General features: G+C 71.9%; 13 protein-coding genes. 8 read left to right on the top strand and 5 right to left on the bottom strand.

Annotated features, from left to right (window positions below; all coding sequences use genetic code 11):
* Positions 1–31: 31 nt before the first annotated feature.
* Positions 32–1,111, bottom strand: coding sequence for a hypothetical protein (locus ACH4EW_RS18540; RefSeq protein WP_398258078.1), 1,080 nt, complete (start codon positions 1,109–1,111; stop codon positions 32–34).
* 85 nt (positions 1,112–1,196) lie between these two features.
* Here ACH4EW_RS18540 and ACH4EW_RS18535 point away from each other — a divergent pair, with 85 nt between their 5' ends.
* The 3 genes from ACH4EW_RS18535 (at position 1,197) to ACH4EW_RS18525 (ending at position 8,077) form a co-directional block, all read left to right on the top strand.
* Positions 1,197–3,713, top strand: a complete 2,517-nt coding sequence (locus tag ACH4EW_RS18535; RefSeq protein WP_398258076.1) for a helicase C-terminal domain-containing protein — start codon at positions 1,197–1,199, stop codon at positions 3,711–3,713.
* 321 nt (positions 3,714–4,034) lie between these two features.
* Positions 4,035–5,675 (top strand): DNA repair helicase XPB, encoded by a 1,641-nt coding sequence (locus ACH4EW_RS18530; protein WP_398258074.1) that lies wholly within the window; start codon positions 4,035–4,037, stop codon positions 5,673–5,675.
* A gap of 284 nt (positions 5,676–5,959) precedes the next feature.
* Positions 5,960–8,077: a HelD family protein gene (locus tag ACH4EW_RS18525; RefSeq protein ID WP_398258072.1), complete on the top strand. Its 2,118-nt coding sequence runs from the start codon at positions 5,960–5,962 to the stop codon at positions 8,075–8,077.
* Between the two features lie 66 nt (positions 8,078–8,143).
* Here the strand turns inward: ACH4EW_RS18525 and ACH4EW_RS18520 are convergent, their stop codons facing one another.
* A complete protein-coding gene (locus ACH4EW_RS18520; protein ID WP_398258070.1) occupies positions 8,144–8,833 on the bottom strand; it encodes a copper homeostasis protein CutC in 690 nt (229 codons plus the stop codon).
* Between the two features lie 263 nt (positions 8,834–9,096).
* On the opposite strand from ACH4EW_RS18520, the gene ACH4EW_RS18515 reads away from it, so the two are divergent.
* The 3 genes from ACH4EW_RS18515 (at position 9,097) to ACH4EW_RS18505 (ending at position 13,611) form a co-directional block, all read left to right on the top strand.
* A complete protein-coding gene (locus ACH4EW_RS18515) occupies positions 9,097–11,385 on the top strand; it encodes a heavy metal translocating P-type ATPase (protein ID WP_398258068.1) in 2,289 nt (762 codons plus the stop codon).
* A 184-nt stretch (positions 11,386–11,569) separates the two neighbouring features.
* On the top strand, positions 11,570–12,253 hold the full coding sequence (locus ACH4EW_RS18510; RefSeq protein ID WP_398258066.1) for a hypothetical protein: 684 nt from the start codon (positions 11,570–11,572) through the stop codon (positions 12,251–12,253).
* Between the two features lie 104 nt (positions 12,254–12,357).
* Positions 12,358–13,611, top strand: a complete 1,254-nt coding sequence (locus ACH4EW_RS18505) for a Cmx/CmrA family chloramphenicol efflux MFS transporter (RefSeq protein WP_398258064.1) — start codon at positions 12,358–12,360, stop codon at positions 13,609–13,611.
* 116 nt (positions 13,612–13,727) lie between these two features.
* Here the strand turns inward: ACH4EW_RS18505 and ACH4EW_RS18500 are convergent, their stop codons facing one another.
* Positions 13,728–14,003, bottom strand: coding sequence for a DUF4031 domain-containing protein (locus ACH4EW_RS18500; RefSeq protein ID WP_398258062.1), 276 nt, complete (start codon positions 14,001–14,003; stop codon positions 13,728–13,730).
* Positions 14,000–14,368, bottom strand: coding sequence for a hypothetical protein (locus tag ACH4EW_RS18495; protein WP_093895806.1), 369 nt, complete (start codon positions 14,366–14,368; stop codon positions 14,000–14,002). Before ACH4EW_RS18495 ends, ACH4EW_RS18500 begins: the two co-directional genes overlap by 4 nt.
* 147 nt (positions 14,369–14,515) lie before the next feature.
* On the opposite strand from ACH4EW_RS18495, the gene ACH4EW_RS18490 reads away from it, so the two are divergent.
* On the top strand, positions 14,516–15,433 hold the full coding sequence (locus ACH4EW_RS18490; RefSeq protein ID WP_398258060.1) for a MurR/RpiR family transcriptional regulator: 918 nt from the start codon (positions 14,516–14,518) through the stop codon (positions 15,431–15,433).
* Between the two features lie 99 nt (positions 15,434–15,532).
* Positions 15,533–16,498, top strand: coding sequence for an N-acetylmuramic acid 6-phosphate etherase (gene murQ, locus ACH4EW_RS18485; RefSeq protein WP_398258058.1), 966 nt, complete (start codon positions 15,533–15,535; stop codon positions 16,496–16,498).
* A gap of 98 nt (positions 16,499–16,596) precedes the next feature.
* On the opposite strand, the gene ACH4EW_RS18480 is transcribed toward murQ, so the two are convergent.
* Positions 16,597–17,202 (bottom strand): Uma2 family endonuclease, encoded by a 606-nt coding sequence (locus ACH4EW_RS18480; protein ID WP_398258056.1) that lies wholly within the window; start codon positions 17,200–17,202, stop codon positions 16,597–16,599.
* Positions 17,203–17,316: the final 114 nt, after the last annotated feature.

Below are 17,316 nucleotides of genomic sequence, written 5' to 3'. Positions count from 1 at the left end.
CGGGCCGGGAGAAGCGAACGCCCGCCATCGCCTACCCCGCCCGCTTCCGCGCCCGCCACACCAGGAACACCGCCGACGCCACCGCCGCCGTCCGTACCACCACCGGCCACATCCCGCTCAGCACCTCAGCCATCGCGTCCTGCGGGATCGGCTCGCCCCAGCGGCCCTCCGTGCGGCCCCATATCCAGACGAGGGCGCCCGCCACGACCACGCCCGGCAGCCCCATCGCGGCCCACTTCGCCTCCGCGCGGGACAGCGTGCGTGAGCTGTACGCCAGCAGCCAGCCGCCCGCCAGGGCCAGCCAGGAGCCCATCACGGCGCCGGTGACCAGCAGCGCGGCGGCGAGCAGCAGCAGGGGGTGGGAGAACCGCGGGCCCGTCGTCCCGCCCTCGCGCCGGGCGCGGCGGCGCAGGCCCGGGAGCCGTCGGCGTCGTCGCGGAGCCTCGTCGGTGCCGCCGTCCTCGGGGATGCCGTCGTCCTCGGCCGGCGAATCGCCCGTGCGCGGGCGCGGAACGGTGGCGTCCCGGGCCGACGGTTGCCTCATCATGTCCGGGATCTCTATGCCGCCGGTGAACCCCGGCACATCGACCCCGTCACCGAACGGCCCCGGCTCGATCCGCCACCAGTCGGGCTCGCTCCCGGACGGCCCCAGTTCGTCCGTACCGGCCATGTGCGGCGGCGAAGGCACCCGACCGGCCGCCGCTTCCGGAGCCGCGGAGTCCGCCGAGCCCTCCGGTTCCCCGTCCGGCGCCGGTGCCGACGCCTGCGACGCGCCCTTGCCGGAACTGTCTTTCCGGAGCATCCCCTTGCGCGGACGGGGGATGCCGTGCCCCTCCCCCGCGCCGGGCCCCGGCCGCTCGGGCAGCTCCACCGTCCCGTCCGCCGACGCGGCCGCGGCGGCGACCAGTTCGTCCGGTGTGCCGAGCCTCCCGATGATGCGGCGGACCGCCGCCGGGGTGTCCGCGGACTGTGTTCCGCGCTGCCGGTCGATCTCGCCCCGGAGGGTCGAAACGAGCCTCATCCGAGTGCCCGACGACAGCTGTTGCTGCTGAGCCAGATCCCCGACCCGGCTCAGATAGTCGTAGACGAGCTGGTCGCTCTCGATCCCCACGCGATGGTTCCCCTCTACCGCCCTGCACCGACGGTAGCGCCCTCAGAGCCTCTCGGGCCTGTCCGGAGCGACTAACGTGGGACGGATGGGGATGACCACACCACCGCGGACGCTCGCCGAAGCTCTCCGCGCCAGGGACGACGAGTCGTTGACCGGGCTGCTGCGCGCCCGCCCCGATCTCCTCACCCCCGTACCGGGCGACATCACCCAGCTCGCGACGAGAGCCGGCACGCGTGCCTCCGTCGTACGCGCGCTGGAGCACCTCGACCGGTTCGCTCTGCAGACCGCCGAGGCGCTGGCCGTGGCCCCCGACCCCGCCCCGTACGAGACGCTGCTCGGCCTCCTCACCGGCGACGGCCGGGACGACGGCGAGCACCGCGACGACGCGGACGCGGCCATCGCGGACGCGCTGCCCGCCGCCCTGACCACCCTGCGCGAACAGGCCCTCGTCTGGGGTGAGGACGACCGGCTGCGGCTGGTGCGCACCGCGCGCGAAATCCTCGCGCCGTCCCCGCAGCACCCCTCCCCCACCGGTCTGGGCCCTACCGTCGCGGAGGCGACCGCAGGAATGTCGCCGGGCCGCCTCCAGGACATTCTGGTGGCCGCCGGACTGCCCGCCACCCATGACCCGGTCTCCGCCGTGACGTCCCTGTCCGCGCTCTTCACCGACCGGGCCAGGATGGGCGAGCTGCTGGACACCGCCCCCGCCGAAGCCCTGTCCGTACTGGACCGGCTGGTGTGGGGGCCGCCGTACGGGGAAGTGACCCCGAACCCCACGCCGCCCGTGAAATGGCTGCGCGACCGCGGGCTGCTGCTGCCCGTGTCGGCCCGCACCGTGGTGCTGCCCCGCGAGGCCGCCCTGCATCTGCGGGCCGGGCGCGCCCACCGCGTACCGGAACCTCGGCCGCCCGCCGTGGAGACGGTCGCGAACCGTGATCCCCGGGCTGTGGACAGTGCCGCGGCCGGTCAGGCGTTCCTGGCGGTGACCACCGTCGAGGAGCTGCTGAAGAGCTGGAACGGCGGCGGGCCCGCGATACTGCGCTCCGGCGGGCTCAGTGTCCGCGATCTGAAGAAGACCGCGACCACCCTCGACGTCTCCGAGCCCGTCGCCGCCTTCTGGGTCGAACTCGCCTACGTGGCCGGGCTGCTGGCCTCCGACGGGGAGGCCGACGAACGGTATGCGCCGACGCCCGCGTACGACGACTGGGCCGAACTGCCCGCCCAGGACCGCTGGACGCGCCTCGCCACCGCCTGGCTCGCCGCCACCCGTACCCCGGGCCTGGCCGGCGGCCAGGACGCCAAGGGCCGGGCCCTGTCCGCGCTCGGCCCCGGCCCCGGCGGCCAGGACGCCAAGGGCCGGGCCCTGTCCGCGCTCGGCCCCGGCCTCGACCGCTCCGCCGCCCCCGAGGTACGCCACCGGGTCCTGGCCCTTCTTGCCGCCCTGGAACCGGGCACCGCCCCCGACCCGGAGACCGTCCTCGCCCGGCTCCGCTGGGAACGCCCCCTGCGTGGCGCCTCCGGCTCCGCGGGGGACACCACCGACCTGCGCTCCCGGATCGCCCTGTGGACGCTGAGCGAGTCCGAGATCCTCGGCATCACCGGCCGCGGCGCGCTCGCCGCGCACACCCGCGCACTGCTCGGCTCCGGGTCCGCCGAGGCCGCAGCCCTGCTCGCGCCCCTGATCCCCGAGCCGCTGGACCACATCCTGCTCCAGGCCGACCTGACGGCCGTCGCCCCCGGCCCGCTGGAGCGCCCCCTGGCGGACATGCTCTCCGCCCTCGCGGACATCGAGTCGAAGGGCGGCGCGACGGTCTACCGGTTCACCCCCGGGTCCGTCCGGCGAGCCCTGGACGCCGGACAGTCCGCGGCCGAACTGCATGCGTTCCTTGCCGCGCACAGCCGTACGCCGGTGCCGCAACCGCTCAGTTACCTCATCGACGACGTGGCCCGCCGCCACGGCCATCTGCGGATCGGCGCCGCTTCCTCGTATGTGCGCTGCGACGACGAGGCCATGCTGAACGAGATCCTCGCCGACAAGCGCTCGGCCATCCTGCGCCTGCGCCGCCTCGCGCCTACGGCCCTGGCCGCCCAGGTCGACCCGGCGTCCCTGCTCGAAGGGCTGCGCGAGATGGGGTACGCGCCGGCCGCCGAGTCCGCCGAGGGCGATGTCCTGATCACCCGCGCGGGCGCCCGCCGCACCCCGCCCCGCACGGCCCCCGTCCCCGTGCCCGAGGGCCCTCCGGTCCCGGACGCCACCCTGCTCGGCGCGGCGGTACGGGCGATCCGCGCCGGGGACACGGCCGCCACGGTGGTCCGCAAGGACACGGACACGGCCGATGCGCCCACGGCCACGTCCGGCTCCCTGCCCCGTACGAGCTCCGCCGAGACCCTCGCCACCGTCCAGGCTGCCGTGATGACCGGCTCGGCGCTCTGGATCGGCTACGTCAACGCGGACGGGGCTGCCAGCCAGCGCGTCATCGCCCCGGTCCGGGTCGAGGGCGGGTTCGTCACGGCTTACGACCACACGGCGGACGAGGTCCGCACGTACCCGCTGCACCGGATCACCGGCGTCGCCGAACTGGCCGACGACGCCACGTCGTGAAGCCGAAAGCCGGAAGCTGGAAGCTGGAAGCTGGGACAGCCGGACACGTCGCTGTCGTCTTCTTCTTCTTCTTCTGCTGCTGCTGCTGCAACGTTCCAGCCCCTGGCCTCGCACAATGCCTCGCGCGCAGCCCACTGACGCTCCGGCGAGGTAAACTCATCTGTTTCGCGTGAAAGTCTGATGGAGATGGCAGCGCGCATTCCCGGCGCACCGGCCGAGCACACTGGCCGAGACGACTTTTGAGCGTCGGGCACGGGGCAAAGCCCGCGCCATGGCGGGTGTGCCGCCTGTCACAGGACGATCCAAACTTCGGAGGTATGTGTGTCCTGCCTGATCGTCCAGAGCGACAAGACACTGCTCCTGGAAGTCGACCACGATCAGGCCGACGCCTGCCGTCGTGCGATCGCGCCCTTCGCCGAGCTGGAGCGGGCGCCCGAGCACATCCACACCTACCGGCTGACCCCGCTCGGGCTGTGGAACGCGCGTGCCGCCGGGCACGACGCCGAGCAGGTCGTCGACGCGCTCGTGCGGTACTCGCGCTATCCCGTTCCGCACGCGCTGCTCGTCGACATCGCGGAGACGATGGCCAGGTACGGCCGGCTCACGCTCTCCAAGGACCCGGTCCACGGTCTGGTACTGACCTCCACCGACCGGCCCGTGCTGGAGGAGATCCTCCGGTCGAAGAAGGTCCAGCCGCTGGTCGGGGCGCGCATCGACCCGGACACCGTGGCCGTGCATCCCTCGGAGCGCGGGCAGATCAAGCAGACGCTGCTGAAGCTGGGCTGGCCGGCGGAGGACCTCGCCGGGTACGTCGACGGCGAGGCGCACCCCATCGAGCTCGCGGAGGACGGCTGGGCGCTGCGGCCGTACCAGAAGCAGGCGGTCGAGGGCTTCTGGCACGGCGGTTCGGGCGTCGTCGTGCTGCCCTGCGGTGCGGGGAAGACGCTGGTCGGGGCGGGTGCGATGGCGCGGGCCAAGGCGACCACCCTGATCCTGGTGACGAACACCGTCTCGGCCCGGCAGTGGAAGCACGAGCTGGTGAAGCGGACCTCGCTGACCGAGGACGAGATCGGCGAGTACAGCGGTACGCGCAAGGAGATCCGGCCGGTCACCATCGCCACCTACCAGGTGCTGACGACCCGCCGCAAGGGTGTCTACCCGCACCTGGAACTGTTCGACTCCCGTGACTGGGGACTGGTGATCTACGACGAGGTGCATCTGCTGCCCGCGCCCGTCTTCAAGTTCACCGCCGACCTGCAGGCCCGGCGTCGCCTCGGCCTCACCGCGACGCTGGTGCGTGAGGACGGCCGCGAGTCGGATGTCTTCTCGCTGATCGGGCCCAAGCGGTTCGACGCCCCGTGGAAGGAGATCGAGGCGCAGGGCTACATCGCGCCCGCCGACTGTGTCGAGGTGCGCGTCAATCTGACGGACTCGGAGCGGCTTGCGTACGCGACAGCGGAGACCGAGGAGAAGTACCGGTTCTGTGCGACGACCGATACGAAGCGGAAGGTGACCGAGGCGCTGGTACGCAAGCACCGGGGCGAGCAGACCCTTGTCATCGGGCAGTACATCGACCAGCTCGACGAGCTGGGTGAGCATCTGAACGCCCCGGTGATCAAGGGCGAGACGAGCAACGCCCAGCGCGAGAAGCTCTTCGACGCGTTCCGGGAGGGCGAGCTCAACGTCCTGGTGGTGTCGAAGGTCGCGAACTTCTCCATCGACCTGCCGGAGGCGACCGTCGCCATTCAGGTGTCGGGGACGTTCGGCTCGCGGCAGGAGGAGGCGCAGCGGCTCGGCCGGGTGCTGCGGCCGAAGGCCGACGGGCACGAGGCGCGGTTCTATTCGGTGGTCGCCCGCGACACGATCGACCAGGACTTCGCGGCGCACCGCCAGCGGTTCCTGGCCGAGCAGGGGTACGCGTACCGGATCGTGGACGCGGACGAGCTGCTGGCCGACGGCTGAGGCCGACCGGCGACCGGCCCGCGTACGCCGGTCGGTTAAAACCGTTCGACCGTGACGAGGACGGTCGCTACAATCGCCGGTCTGCCCGCCTCCCGCACCGTGGTACCGGCCGTAGCCGGCAGCCGGGGGAGCGCCGCCGGCCGGACGGAAACCGGCCGACAGCTGTGCGTACGCCTGCGTGCGTACCCCGTGATGGATTCCCGAGCGGACCGCATCGCCCCCGCGCCATGACCGGAGGCGAGGTGCGGTCCGCCGTCCTGCGTTGAAAAGCCGGAGGCAACAGCGTGCCCGCGCACGAACACGAAAGCGACACCACCACCGATCCCCTGGCTCGTGAACGCGCCCATCTCGCCGCGTCCCGCTCCGCGTTGCGCGCCATGCGGGAGGACGCCCAGGCCCTCGACATCCGCGATGTCACCGCGAACTGGGTCAACGCGGCCGTCCTGCAGACCCAGATCGACGACCGCATCAAATCCCTCGCCGATCTCGCCCACGCCCCGCTCTTCTTCGGCCGCCTGGACTATCTGCACCCGGTCGGTGCCGAGCGGGCCGAGGGTGCATCAGGAGGAGCGGCGCGCAGCTCCTCGGCCGAAGGTGGGCGACGGGAGGGCGAGCAGTTCTACATCGGGCGCCGCCACGTCCATGACGCCGCCGGCGACCCGATGGTCATCGACTGGCGTGCGCCCGTCTCGCAGCCGTTCTACCGGGCCTCGAAGCAGGACCCCCAGGACGTCGGCCAGCGCCGCCGCTTCGGCTACACCGGCGGTGAACTGACCGCGTACGAGGACGAGCACCTGACCGACCCCACCGAGGCCGCGCAGACCAGCAAGCTCCTCCAGGCGGAGATCGAGCGGCCGCGTGTCGGACCGATGCGTGACATCGTCGCGACGATCCAGCCGGAGCAGGACGAGATCGTCCGTAGCGGTCTCGGCGGGACGGTCTGCGTACAGGGAGGACCCGGCACCGGTAAGACGGCCGTCGGCCTGCACCGTGTCGCGTACCTCCTCTACGCCCACCGGGAGCGCCTGGCCCGTACCGGCACTCTGGTCATCGGGCCGAACCGTTCCTTCCTCCACTACATCGAGCAGGTGCTCCCGGCCCTCGGTGAGCTGGAGGTGAAGCAGGCGACCGTCGACGATCTGGTGGCGGCGGGCATCGAGGTGCGTGGCACGGACTCGGCGGCCGCCGCCGTCGTCAAGGGCGACGCCAGGATGGCCGAGGTGCTGCGGCGGGCGCTCCGTTCGCATGTGACGCTGCCGACGGAGCCGGTGATGGTGGTGCGCGGTTCGCGCCGCTGGCGGGTGCCGGCGTACGAGCTGGAGGAGATCGTCACCGAACTGCTGGCCCGCGACATGCGGTACGGGGCCGCCCATGAGGCGCTTCCGCAGCGCATCGCGCACTCCGTCCTGGTCCGGATGGAGGAGGCCGGCGAGGCGCCCGACGACCGGGTGCAGAACGCGGTGGCCCGTAACCCTGCCGTGAAGGCGGCCGTGAAGGCGATCTGGCCGGCCGTCGAGCCGGCCAAGCTGGTGCTGCGGCTGCTCATCGACGCGGAGTTCCTGGCCACGCACGCTCAGGGACTGCTCACCGAGGACGAGCAGAAGGCGATCCTGTGGACCAAGCAGGTCCGCAGCGTGAAGTCCGCGAAGTGGTCGGCGGCGGACGCGGTGCTGATCGACGAGGCGAGCGATCTGGTGGCGCGTACGCACTCGCTCGGCCATGTCGTGCTCGACGAGGCGCAGGACCTGTCCCCCATGCAGTACCGGGCGGTGGGCCGCCGCTGCACGACGGGTTCGGCGACGGTTCTCGGTGACCTCGCTCAGGGCACGACGCCGTGGTCGACGGAGAGCTGGGCGCAGGCGCTGCACCACCTGGGCAAGTCGGACGCGGTGGTGGAGGAGCTGACGGCGGGCTTCCGTGTGCCGCGCGAGGTGATCGCGTATGCGTCACGGCTGCTGCCGGTGATCTCACCGGGGCTCACCGCGGTGGAGTCGGTGCGTGAGTCGCCGGGTTCGCTGGAGGTACGGGAGGTGGGCGATCCGGCGGAGCTGGACGCGGCGGTCCTGGCGGCGTGCGAGGAGTCGCTGACGCGGGAGGGGTCGATCGGCCTGATCGCGGCGGATGCGCGGATTCCGGCGCTGGCGGATGCGCTTGCCGCGGCGGGCCACGCGTATCTGTCCCCCGGTGAGGAGACGACCGCCGGGTCCCGGCTGACCCTGGTCCCGGCGTCGCTGGCCAAGGGCCTGGAGTACGACTACGTGGTACTGGACGAGCCGGCCGCGGTGGTGGACGGCGAGCCGGACGAGCGCACGGGGCTGCGCCGGCTGTACGTGGCGCTGACGCGTGCGGTGTCGGGGTTGACGGTGGTGCATGCGGCGGGGGTGCCGGGCGAGCTGTTGTAGGGGGTGGGGGCGTGTGCGGGTGGAGGCGCCTGCGGCGGACCTCTTCCCTCGCACGCCCCCGGCCCGCTACGCGTCGAGCACCGCCCGCCACTGCCGTACCGCCGCCGCGTCCACCGGACCCGTCCAGCCGGCCGGGCGTGCCGCACCGCCGATGTGTACGGCGTCGATGCCCGCGGACAGCAGCTCCGGCAGGTGGTCCAGGCGGAGCCCGCCGCCCACCAGGATCTGCGGCTCGTACCCGGGCTCCCCCCTGCGTGCCGCCTCGCCCAGCAGCGTCGGGATGCCCTCGTCGACGCCCTCCGGGGAGCCCGCCGTGAGGTACGTGTCCAGGCCGGGCATGTCCGCCAGCTGTTTGCGCAGGGCGTCCCGGTCGGCGACCCGGTCGATCGCGCGGTGGAAGGTCCAGCGGCAGCCGTCCAGCTCGGCGACGAGGCGTTCGACGGCGACCAGGTCCGGGCGGCCCTCGGCGTCGAGGAAGCCCAGGACGAATTCCTCGGCCCCCTCCGCCCTCAGCTCGCGCGCCCTGGCCACGAGCACATCGATGTCGCCGGCCTCGAAACCGTCCGCCGACCTGAGCATCACCCGCAGCGGAATGTCCACCGCGGCCCGGATCCTCGCGAAGGTCGCGCAGGACGGGGTCAGGCCGTCCGCCGCCATGTCGGTGACCAGCTCAAGCCGGTCTGCACCACCCGCCCGGGCAGCGACCGCGTCCTGTGCGTCGAGAGCGATCACCTCCAGGACTGCACGGTTGCTCATGGGCTCCCATCCCTCCAGGAAGACGCAACAGGTCAACAGGCCGACAGGTCTAGTCCACTAACCAGCCTACGGCGCGGCCGGCCGAGGGCCCAGCCTCAACGCGACGTGAAGATACGCGGGGGCGGACGCATATCAGGCGATCGGGCGCACACGCTCCGGGTCCCGACGGCGGATCACCTTGCGCTTTATAGGGGTGGGGGGTATACCTGAATCAACAATGCATACCCCATAGGGGTATCACCGTCTCCGCCCGGGAGGACATCGTGTCCGCGCACACCGCCACAACCGGGGCCGGCACAGCCGCCGGCACCGCCACAGAGGTCGAGCTCGCGATCGGCGGCATGACCTGCGCCTCCTGCGCGGCCCGTATCGAGAAGAAGCTCAACCGGATGGACGGCGTCGAGGCCACCGTCAATTACGCCACCGAGAAGGCCAAGGTCAGCTACCGGGGCGAGGACGTCTCCGTACAGGATCTGATCGCCACCGTCGAGAAGACCGGCTACACCGCGCACGAGCCCGCGCCCCCGATGCGTCCCGAGGACGACGCCCCCGAGGCAGCGAAGGCCGCGGAGGCCGACGAGCTGCGGCCCCTGCGGCAGCGGCTGCTCACCGCCGTCGTGCTCGCCGTGCCGGTGATCGCCATGTCGATGGTCCCTGCGCTCCAGTTCGACTACTGGCAGTGGCTCTCGCTGACCCTGACGGCCCCCGTCGTCACGTACGCCGCCTGGCCCTTCCACCGCGCCGCCTGGACCAACGCCAAGCACGGCGCGGCAACGATGGACACGCTGGTCTCGGTCGGCACCTCGGCCGCGTTCCTGTGGTCGGTGTGGGCACTGTTCTTCGGCACCGCCGGGATGACCGGCATGACGCATCCCTTCGAGCTGACCATCGGCCACAGCGACGGCGCCGGGAACATCTACCTGGAGGCCGCCGCCGGAGTCACCGCCTTCATCCTGGCCGGGCGCTACTTCGAGGCCCGCTCCAAGCGGAAGGCGGGTGCGGCCCTCAAGGCGCTTCTCGAACTCGGGGCCAAGGAGGTGACCGTGCTGCGCGGCGGCCGTGAGATGACCGTGCCGACCGCCGACCTCCAGGTCGGGGACCGGTTCCTGGTCCGCCCCGGTGAGAAGATCGCCACCGACGGCACCGTCGTGGAAGGCGCATCGGCCGTGGACGCGTCGATGCTCACCGGCGAGTCCGTACCCGTGGAGGTCGGCGTCGGCGACGGCGTCACCGGGGCCACGCTCAACGCGGGCGGCCGGCTCGTCGTCGAGGCCACCCGGATCGGCGCCGACACCCAGCTGGCCCGGATGGCCAGGCTCGTCGAGGACGCGCAGAACGGCAAGGCCGCGGCCCAGCGCCTCGCGGACCGGATCTCCGCCGTCTTCGTCCCCGTCGTCATCGCCCTCGCGCTCGGCACGCTCGCTTTCTGGCTCGTCAACGGCGCCGGCCTGACCGCGGCGTTCACCGCCGCCGTCGCCGTACTGATCATCGCCTGCCCCTGCGCCCTGGGCCTCGCCACTCCGACCGCCCTCATGGTCGGTACGGGACGCGGCGCCCAGCTCGGCATCCTGATCAAGGGCCCGGAGGTCCTGGAGACCACGCGCCGCGTCGACACGATCGTCCTCGACAAGACCGGCACGGTCACCACCGGCCGGATGACCCTGCTGGACGTGCACACGGCGGACGGTACGGGCGAGAGCGATGTGCTGCGGCTCGCGGGCGCTCTGGAGCACTCCTCCGAGCACCCCATAGCCCAGGCCGTCGCCGCCGGGGCCGTCGAGCGCACCGGTGCCGCCCTGCCCACCCCCGAGGACTTCACCAGCGTCGCGGGCCTCGGTGTCCAGGGCGTCGTCGAGGGCCACGCCGTCCTCGTCGGCCGTGAGCAGCTGCTCGCCGAGTGGGAGATCCGCCTGCCGGTGGAGCTGGCCCGGCAGAAGGCCGCGGCGGAGGCCGCCGGCCGGACGGCCATCGCGGTCGCCTGGGACGGCGAGGCACGGGCGGTCCTCGAAGTCGCCGACGCGGTGAAGGACACCAGCGCGGAGGCCATCGAGCGGCTGCGGGCCCTCGGTCTGACCCCGATCCTGCTGACCGGCGACAACCGGGCGGTGGCCGAGGCGGTCGCGGCCGAGGTCGGGATCGAGAAGGTGTACGCGGAGGTCATGCCGGAGGACAAGGCCGACGTCGTCAAGGGCCTCCAGGCCGAAGGCCGTTCGGTCGCCATGGTCGGCGACGGCGTCAACGACGCGGCCGCCCTCGCCCAGGCCGACCTGGGCCTGGCGATGGGCACGGGCACGGACGCCGCGATCGAGGCCGGTGACCTGACGCTGGTGCGCGGGGACCTGCGGGCCGCGGCGGACGCCATCCGGCTCTCCCGCAAGACGCTGGGCACCATCCGTACGAACCTGTTCTGGGCCTTCGCCTACAACGTGGCCGCCTTGCCGCTCGCCGCGGCCGGGCTGCTCAACCCGATGATCGCGGGCGCGGCGATGGCGTTCTCGTCGGTCTTCGTGGTCGGCAACTCGCTGCGGCTGCGGGGGTTCAAGGCGGCGTAGCACCGCGTCCCGACCCGACGACGCCCCTTCGGCCCGCGTTCACGAAGCGCGCCGGAGGGGCCGCGGGTTCACACGGGCCGAAGGTTCACCGGTGGGATCTCAAGGGCCCGTCGCCGTGCTCCGCGGTACTGGTTGCGCGACCTTTGCCCGGCGCCGGGCAAAGGACAGCCCTTAGGGTCATTTCATGACCGACAACTCGGACGGAAGCAGCGCCCACGGAGCAGGCAGTGCCCGCACCTCTCTCCGTGGCCGCTGGCGGGAGGCGCTCGTCGGTGCCCGGGGCGGGGCGTCCGGTCCCGATCCGTTGCCGTACGCCGACAATCTGCTGGCGCGCTGGGCCGAGCCGCAGCGGCGGTACCACACCACCGCGCACCTGGTCGCGGTGCTCGATCACATCGACACGCTCGCCGCATACGCGGCCGATGCGGATGCCGTACGCCTCGCCGCCTGGTTCCACGACGCGGTCTACCGGCCCGACCGGTCCGAGAACGAGGAACGCAGCGCCGCCCTCGCCGAGCGCGCCCTGCCGGAGGCCGGGGTGCCGGCCGAGGTCACGGCCGAGGTCGCCCGTCTCGTACGGCTCACCGTCACCCACGACCCGGCGGACGGCGACACCAACGGCGAGGTGCTGTGCGATGCGGATCTCGCGATCCTGGCAGCGCCCCCGCAGGAGTACGCGGCGTACGCGGCGCAGGTGCGCGAGGAGTACGGCTTCGTGCCCGACGACGCGTTCCGGGAAGGGCGGGCGGCGGTGCTGCGTCAGCTGCTCGGGCTGCCGCGCCTGTTCCGTACACCGCACGGGGTGGACCGTTGGGCACCGCGGGCCCGGCAGAACCTGTCGACCGAGCTGGAGCTGCTGAGCCGCTGAGCGCGCGGTGGGACGGTGGCCGGAAGCCGTCGGCAGCGGGAATGTAACGCCCGTGGCCGCTGTTGGCAGCTGTCATGCCCGATTCTTCCGCTCGCCGCTCACGCATGCCACTTGCCGTATACATTCTGGGCCTCTCGGTCTTCGCCCTGGGCACCAGTGAGTTCATGCTCTCCGGACTGTTGCCGCCCATCGCCGACGACATGAACGTGTCCATCCCCCAGGCCGGACTTCTCATATCCGCCTTCGCGATCGGCATGGTGATCGGTGCCCCGTTGCTCGCCGTGGCCACGCTCCGGCTGCCGCGCCGCACCACACTGATCACCCTGATCTCCGTCTTCGGCCTCGGCCAGGTCGCGGGTGCGCTGGCTCCGACGTACGAGGTGCTCTTCGCGTCCCGTGTCGTGAGCGCCTTCGCCTGCGCCGGGTTCTGGGCGGTGGGTGCGGCGGTCGCCATCGCGATGGTGCCGGTGAACGCGCGAGCCCGTGCGATGGCCGTGATGATCGGTGGTCTGTCGGTCGCCAATGTGCTGGGCGTTCCCCTGGGCGCCTTTCTCGGTGAGAACCTCGGGTGGCGGTCGGCGTTCTGGGCGGTGGGTGCGGCGTCCGCCGTGGCACTGGTCGGGGTGGCGACGCTGATTCCGCACATTCCACTGCCGGAGCAGAAGCCGCGGCTCAAGCGGGAGATGAGCATCTACCGGGACCGGCAGGTGTGGCTGTCGATCGTGATCACGGCCCTCGCGGCAGGCGGTGTCTTCTGCGCGTTCAGTTATCTGGCACCGCTGCTGACGGATGTCGCCGGGCTGGACTCGGGCTGGGTGCCGACGGTGCTCGCGCTGTTCGGGGCCGGTGCGCTGGTCGGTACGACGATCGGCGGCCGGGTCGCGGACGCGCATCTCTTCGGGGTGCTGATGAGCGGTATCACGGCCTCGACGATTTTCCTGGTCGCGCTGGCACTGTTCGCCTCGAACCAGGTCGCCGCGGTCGGGCTCTCGTTCCTGCTCGGACTGTCGTCGTTCTACACGGCCCCGGCGCTGAATGCCCGGATGTTCAACGTCGCGGGCGCCGCTCCGACGCTCGCCGGTGCGACGACGACGGCCGCGTTCAACCTGGGCAACACGGGCGGCCCCTGGCTGGGCGGCAAGGTGATCGACGCGGACTTCGGTTTCACGGCGACCGCGTGGGCGGGTGCGGCGATGATGGTGCTGGCGCTGGCGGCCGTGGTGCTCTCGCTGCGGCTGCAGGGCGGGGGCAGGTCGCGGCGGGTGACCGGGTCGCCCGCCGCGGCGTCGGCAGAGGTGTCGGAAGTGCCCGGCAAGGCGCCGGGGGCGTCCGCGGAGGCGGGTAGCTCCGCCGTCTGACCACGCGGCCGTCCGCAAAGGCGGGTACCTCCGCGGTCCGACCCGCGCCGGGCGGCCCGGACGCTCGAACGGCGGGCCCGGGCCGGGGCTGACGGAGCGCGGCGGGGCACGGCCCGTCAGCGGACGGGCGCCGGGCGCCCCTTGGGCCGCCGCAGCCCGGCCTCCGTGAGACGGCGGACGAGTTCCTTCGAGCCGACCTGCTTCGCCCCGGCCCGTACCGCGTCCTCGTACCGCGATTCCGGTACGTCGTAGTGATCCCGGTCGAACGCGCGTGGCGGGCAGCCGATGGATGCCGCGAAGGCGTGCAGCTCCTCGAAGGACACATCGCTGACCAGATGCGACCAGAACCGCCCGTGGCCCGGCCAGTCGGGCGGGTCGATGTAGACCGTCACCGCCGGAGTATCCCGCTCAGCGAACCGACCGGTGCGACGGCCACGGCTGCCTTGGTGCACACCCAGTGCGGGTCCGGACCCAGTTCCGGTTCGACGTCCAGGGCGTGCGGGTCGCCCGCGTCGCAGACCGGGCAGAGCGGCCACCGCCCGTACCGTTCGAGCAGGGCGTCCTGCACGTCCTGAGCCACGAGGCCGACGACGAACGAGGCGCCGTCGGGCCACTGCTCGACCCACCAGCGGCGGTGCGTCACCGCGTCCTCGACCAGCGAGACGATCCCGGCCTCGGCGACGTCACCTGCGGCGAGATCGGCCATGACCAGCGCGCGGGCCGTGTGCAACGCCTGTTCCAAGGGATTCATCTCCATGGGCCCATTGTCACCCTGCCCACGAACCCGCTTCGCGTGCCCGCCTTTGCCGTTTCCGCGCTGTCGGCGGTGCTGTGCCGGACGTGGTGTCAGCGGCAGGGACCCAAGGGGGTTGACGAGCAACCTGGTTGAAAATATCTTTCAAATGTGACCAATGACCTGAAGGAAAGTTTCATCACTGATTCGCCGCCCGCCCCGGCGGCTCTCGCGGCCAAGGTGCGCACGCTCGCGCCGTCCATGACCCGCTCCATGCAGCGCGTCGCCGAGGCCGTCGCCTGTGACCCCGCCGGCTGCGCCGCCCTCACCGTCACCGGTCTCGCCGAACTCACCGGCACCAGCGAGGCGACCGTGGTCCGCACGGCCCGCCTCCTCGGCTACCCCGGCTATCGCGATCTGCGCCTGGCCCTCGCCGGCCTCGCCGCACACCAGCAGTCGGGCCGGGCTCCCTCCGTCACCGCCGACATAGCGGTCGACGACCCGATCGCCGATGTGGTCGCCAAGCTCGCCTACGACGAGCAGCAGACCCTCGCCGACACGGCCGCGGGGCTCGACACCGTCCAGCTCGGCGCCGCGGTGGCCGCCGCCGCCACCGCCCGGCGCATCGACATCTACGGCGTGGGTGCCTCCTCCCTCGTCGGCCAGGACCTGGCCCAGAAGCTGGCCCGCATCGGCCTGATCGCGCACTCCCACACGGACCCGCACCTCGCGGTGACCAACGCCGTGCAGCTCCGCTCCGGCGATGTGGCCATCGCGATCACGCACTCCGGCTCCACCGTCGATGTCATCGAGCCGCTGCGGGTCGCCTTCGACCACGGTGCGACGACGATCGCGATCACCGGCCGCCCCGACGGCTCCGTGACGCAGTACGCCGACCATGTGCTGACCACGTCCACCGCCCGGGAGAGCGAGCTGCGGCCCGCAGCCATGTCGAGCCGTACGAGCCAGCTGCTCGTCGTCGACTGCCTGTTCATAGGCGTCGCGCAGCGCACGTACGAAACGGCGGCACCGGCACTCGCCGCCTCCTACGAGGCGCTGGCCCACCGCCACACCCCGCGCCCGCGCTGACCCCGAACCGAACCGACTCCCACCGCCCGCAATCGCACCCGCACCCGCGTTCGCACCCGCTGAACCGGTACGAGACCGAGAAAGCAGAGCCACCCCCCTATGACCTCCACCACCGGCGCCGACACCACCACCCCCGACGGATACGGGGAACTGCGCGCCCAGCTCGAAACGCTCACCACCGAGGCGTTCCGGCCCGAGCTGGCCGAGATCGACCGTCTGGACACGCTTGAGATTGCCCGGATCATGAACGGCGAGGACCGGTCCGTCCCGTCCGCCGTCGGCGCCCGGCTGCCCGAGATAGCCGCCGCGATCGACGGCACCGCGGAACGCATGGCCCGCGGCGGCCGGCTGATCTACGCGGGCGCGGGCACCGCGGGCCGGCTCGGCGTGCTGGACGCCAGCGAGTGCCCGCCCACCTTCAACACCGATCCCTCCGAGGTCGTCGGCCTGATCGCAGGCGGCCCGTCCGCCATGGTCAAGGCCGTCGAAGGCGCCGAGGACAGCAAGGAGCTGGCCGCCGCCGACCTCGACGCCCTGGGCCTCACCGCCGACGACACGGTGGTCGGCATCTCCGCCTCCGGTCGTACGCCGTACGCGATCGGCGCCGTCGAGCACGCCCGTACCAAGGGCGCGCTGACCATTGGTCTTTCCTGCAACGCGGGCTCCGCGCTGGGCGCCGCGGCCGAGCACGGCATCGAGGTCGTCGTCGGCCCCGAACTGCTCACCGGCTCCACCCGGCTCAAGGCGGGTACGGCACAGAAGCTCGTCCTCAACATGATCTCGACGATCACGATGATCCGGCTCGGCAAGACGTACGGGAACCTGATGGTCGATGTCCGCGCCTCCAACGAGAAGCTGCACGCCCGTTCCCGCCGGATCGTCTCGCTGGCCACGGGCGCGTCCGAAGAGGAGATCGAGGCCGCCCTCGCCGCGACCGACGGCGAGGTGAAGAACGCCATCCTCACCATCCTCGGTCAGGTCGACGGTCCCACCGCCGAGGACCTCCTGGCCGCATCCGGCGGCCACCTGCGCGCCGCCCTCGCCGCCGCCCCGCGCAGCACCTGACCCACCGGCTCCGCCTCGGCACCCCCCACCAGGCCACACGGACAGGGGCGGCGCCCAATGGCTGGGTGCCGCCCCTGTGCCTGCCCTTCCGTGCCTTCTCAGACCGGGAATTCCTCTGTGAGGAGCGTCGTACCGAAGGGCTCCGGCAACGTGAGCGGCTTTCCGAACGGCACCGGATCGGAGTGCTTGTACGTCCCGTCCTCGTTCGGCTCCGTGAACAGCGTGGCCATAGCTCCACGCGTGTCGAACCGGTCGATCAACAGGTACATCGGCACGCCCGCGCGCGCATAGGCACGGTACTTCTTCGTGCGGTCCTCCCGGGCGTTCGCCTTCGACGTGATCTCGACGATGAGCAGGGCCTCGGAGGCATCCATCGGATCGCTGGTGTCCGGGTCGGCAGCCATGATCAGCTCGCGCGGCATGATCACTAGATCGGGGACGTAAAGCTTGTCGAGCGGCGCGACGTGCACGCCCAGGGTCTGGTAGATGCCCAGCCCTTCGGGGAGGGCCCGATACAGGCGATGCTGCACCATCTCGGCGATTCCGTTGTGGTGCGCATGAGGCGGTGGTACCAAGACGATCTGCCCTTCGTCGATCTCGGCGCGCCACCCCTCGGGCACGTCCAGTTCACGCCATGTCTGCAGCAGGTAATCCCACGGGCGGCCTTCAGAGGCCTGGTCGTTCTCGACCATCGCGGCGGTCATCGCGGGTCCCTTCTCCTGTGGCCTGACAAAGGAGCGTAGATCGACGGTTCTGCGGAAGTTCACCGCTTCCAACAGCGTCCCACGATCGTGTGACGTGCGCACTGACCCTCCGCC

The sequence above is a fragment of the Streptomyces sp. NPDC018000 genome, from assembly GCF_044328025.1.
Lineage (GTDB): Bacteria > Actinomycetota > Actinomycetes > Streptomycetales > Streptomycetaceae > Streptomyces.
The sequence above is the reverse complement of the archived record's forward strand: the minus strand, read 5'-3'. Positions and strand labels throughout refer to the sequence as shown.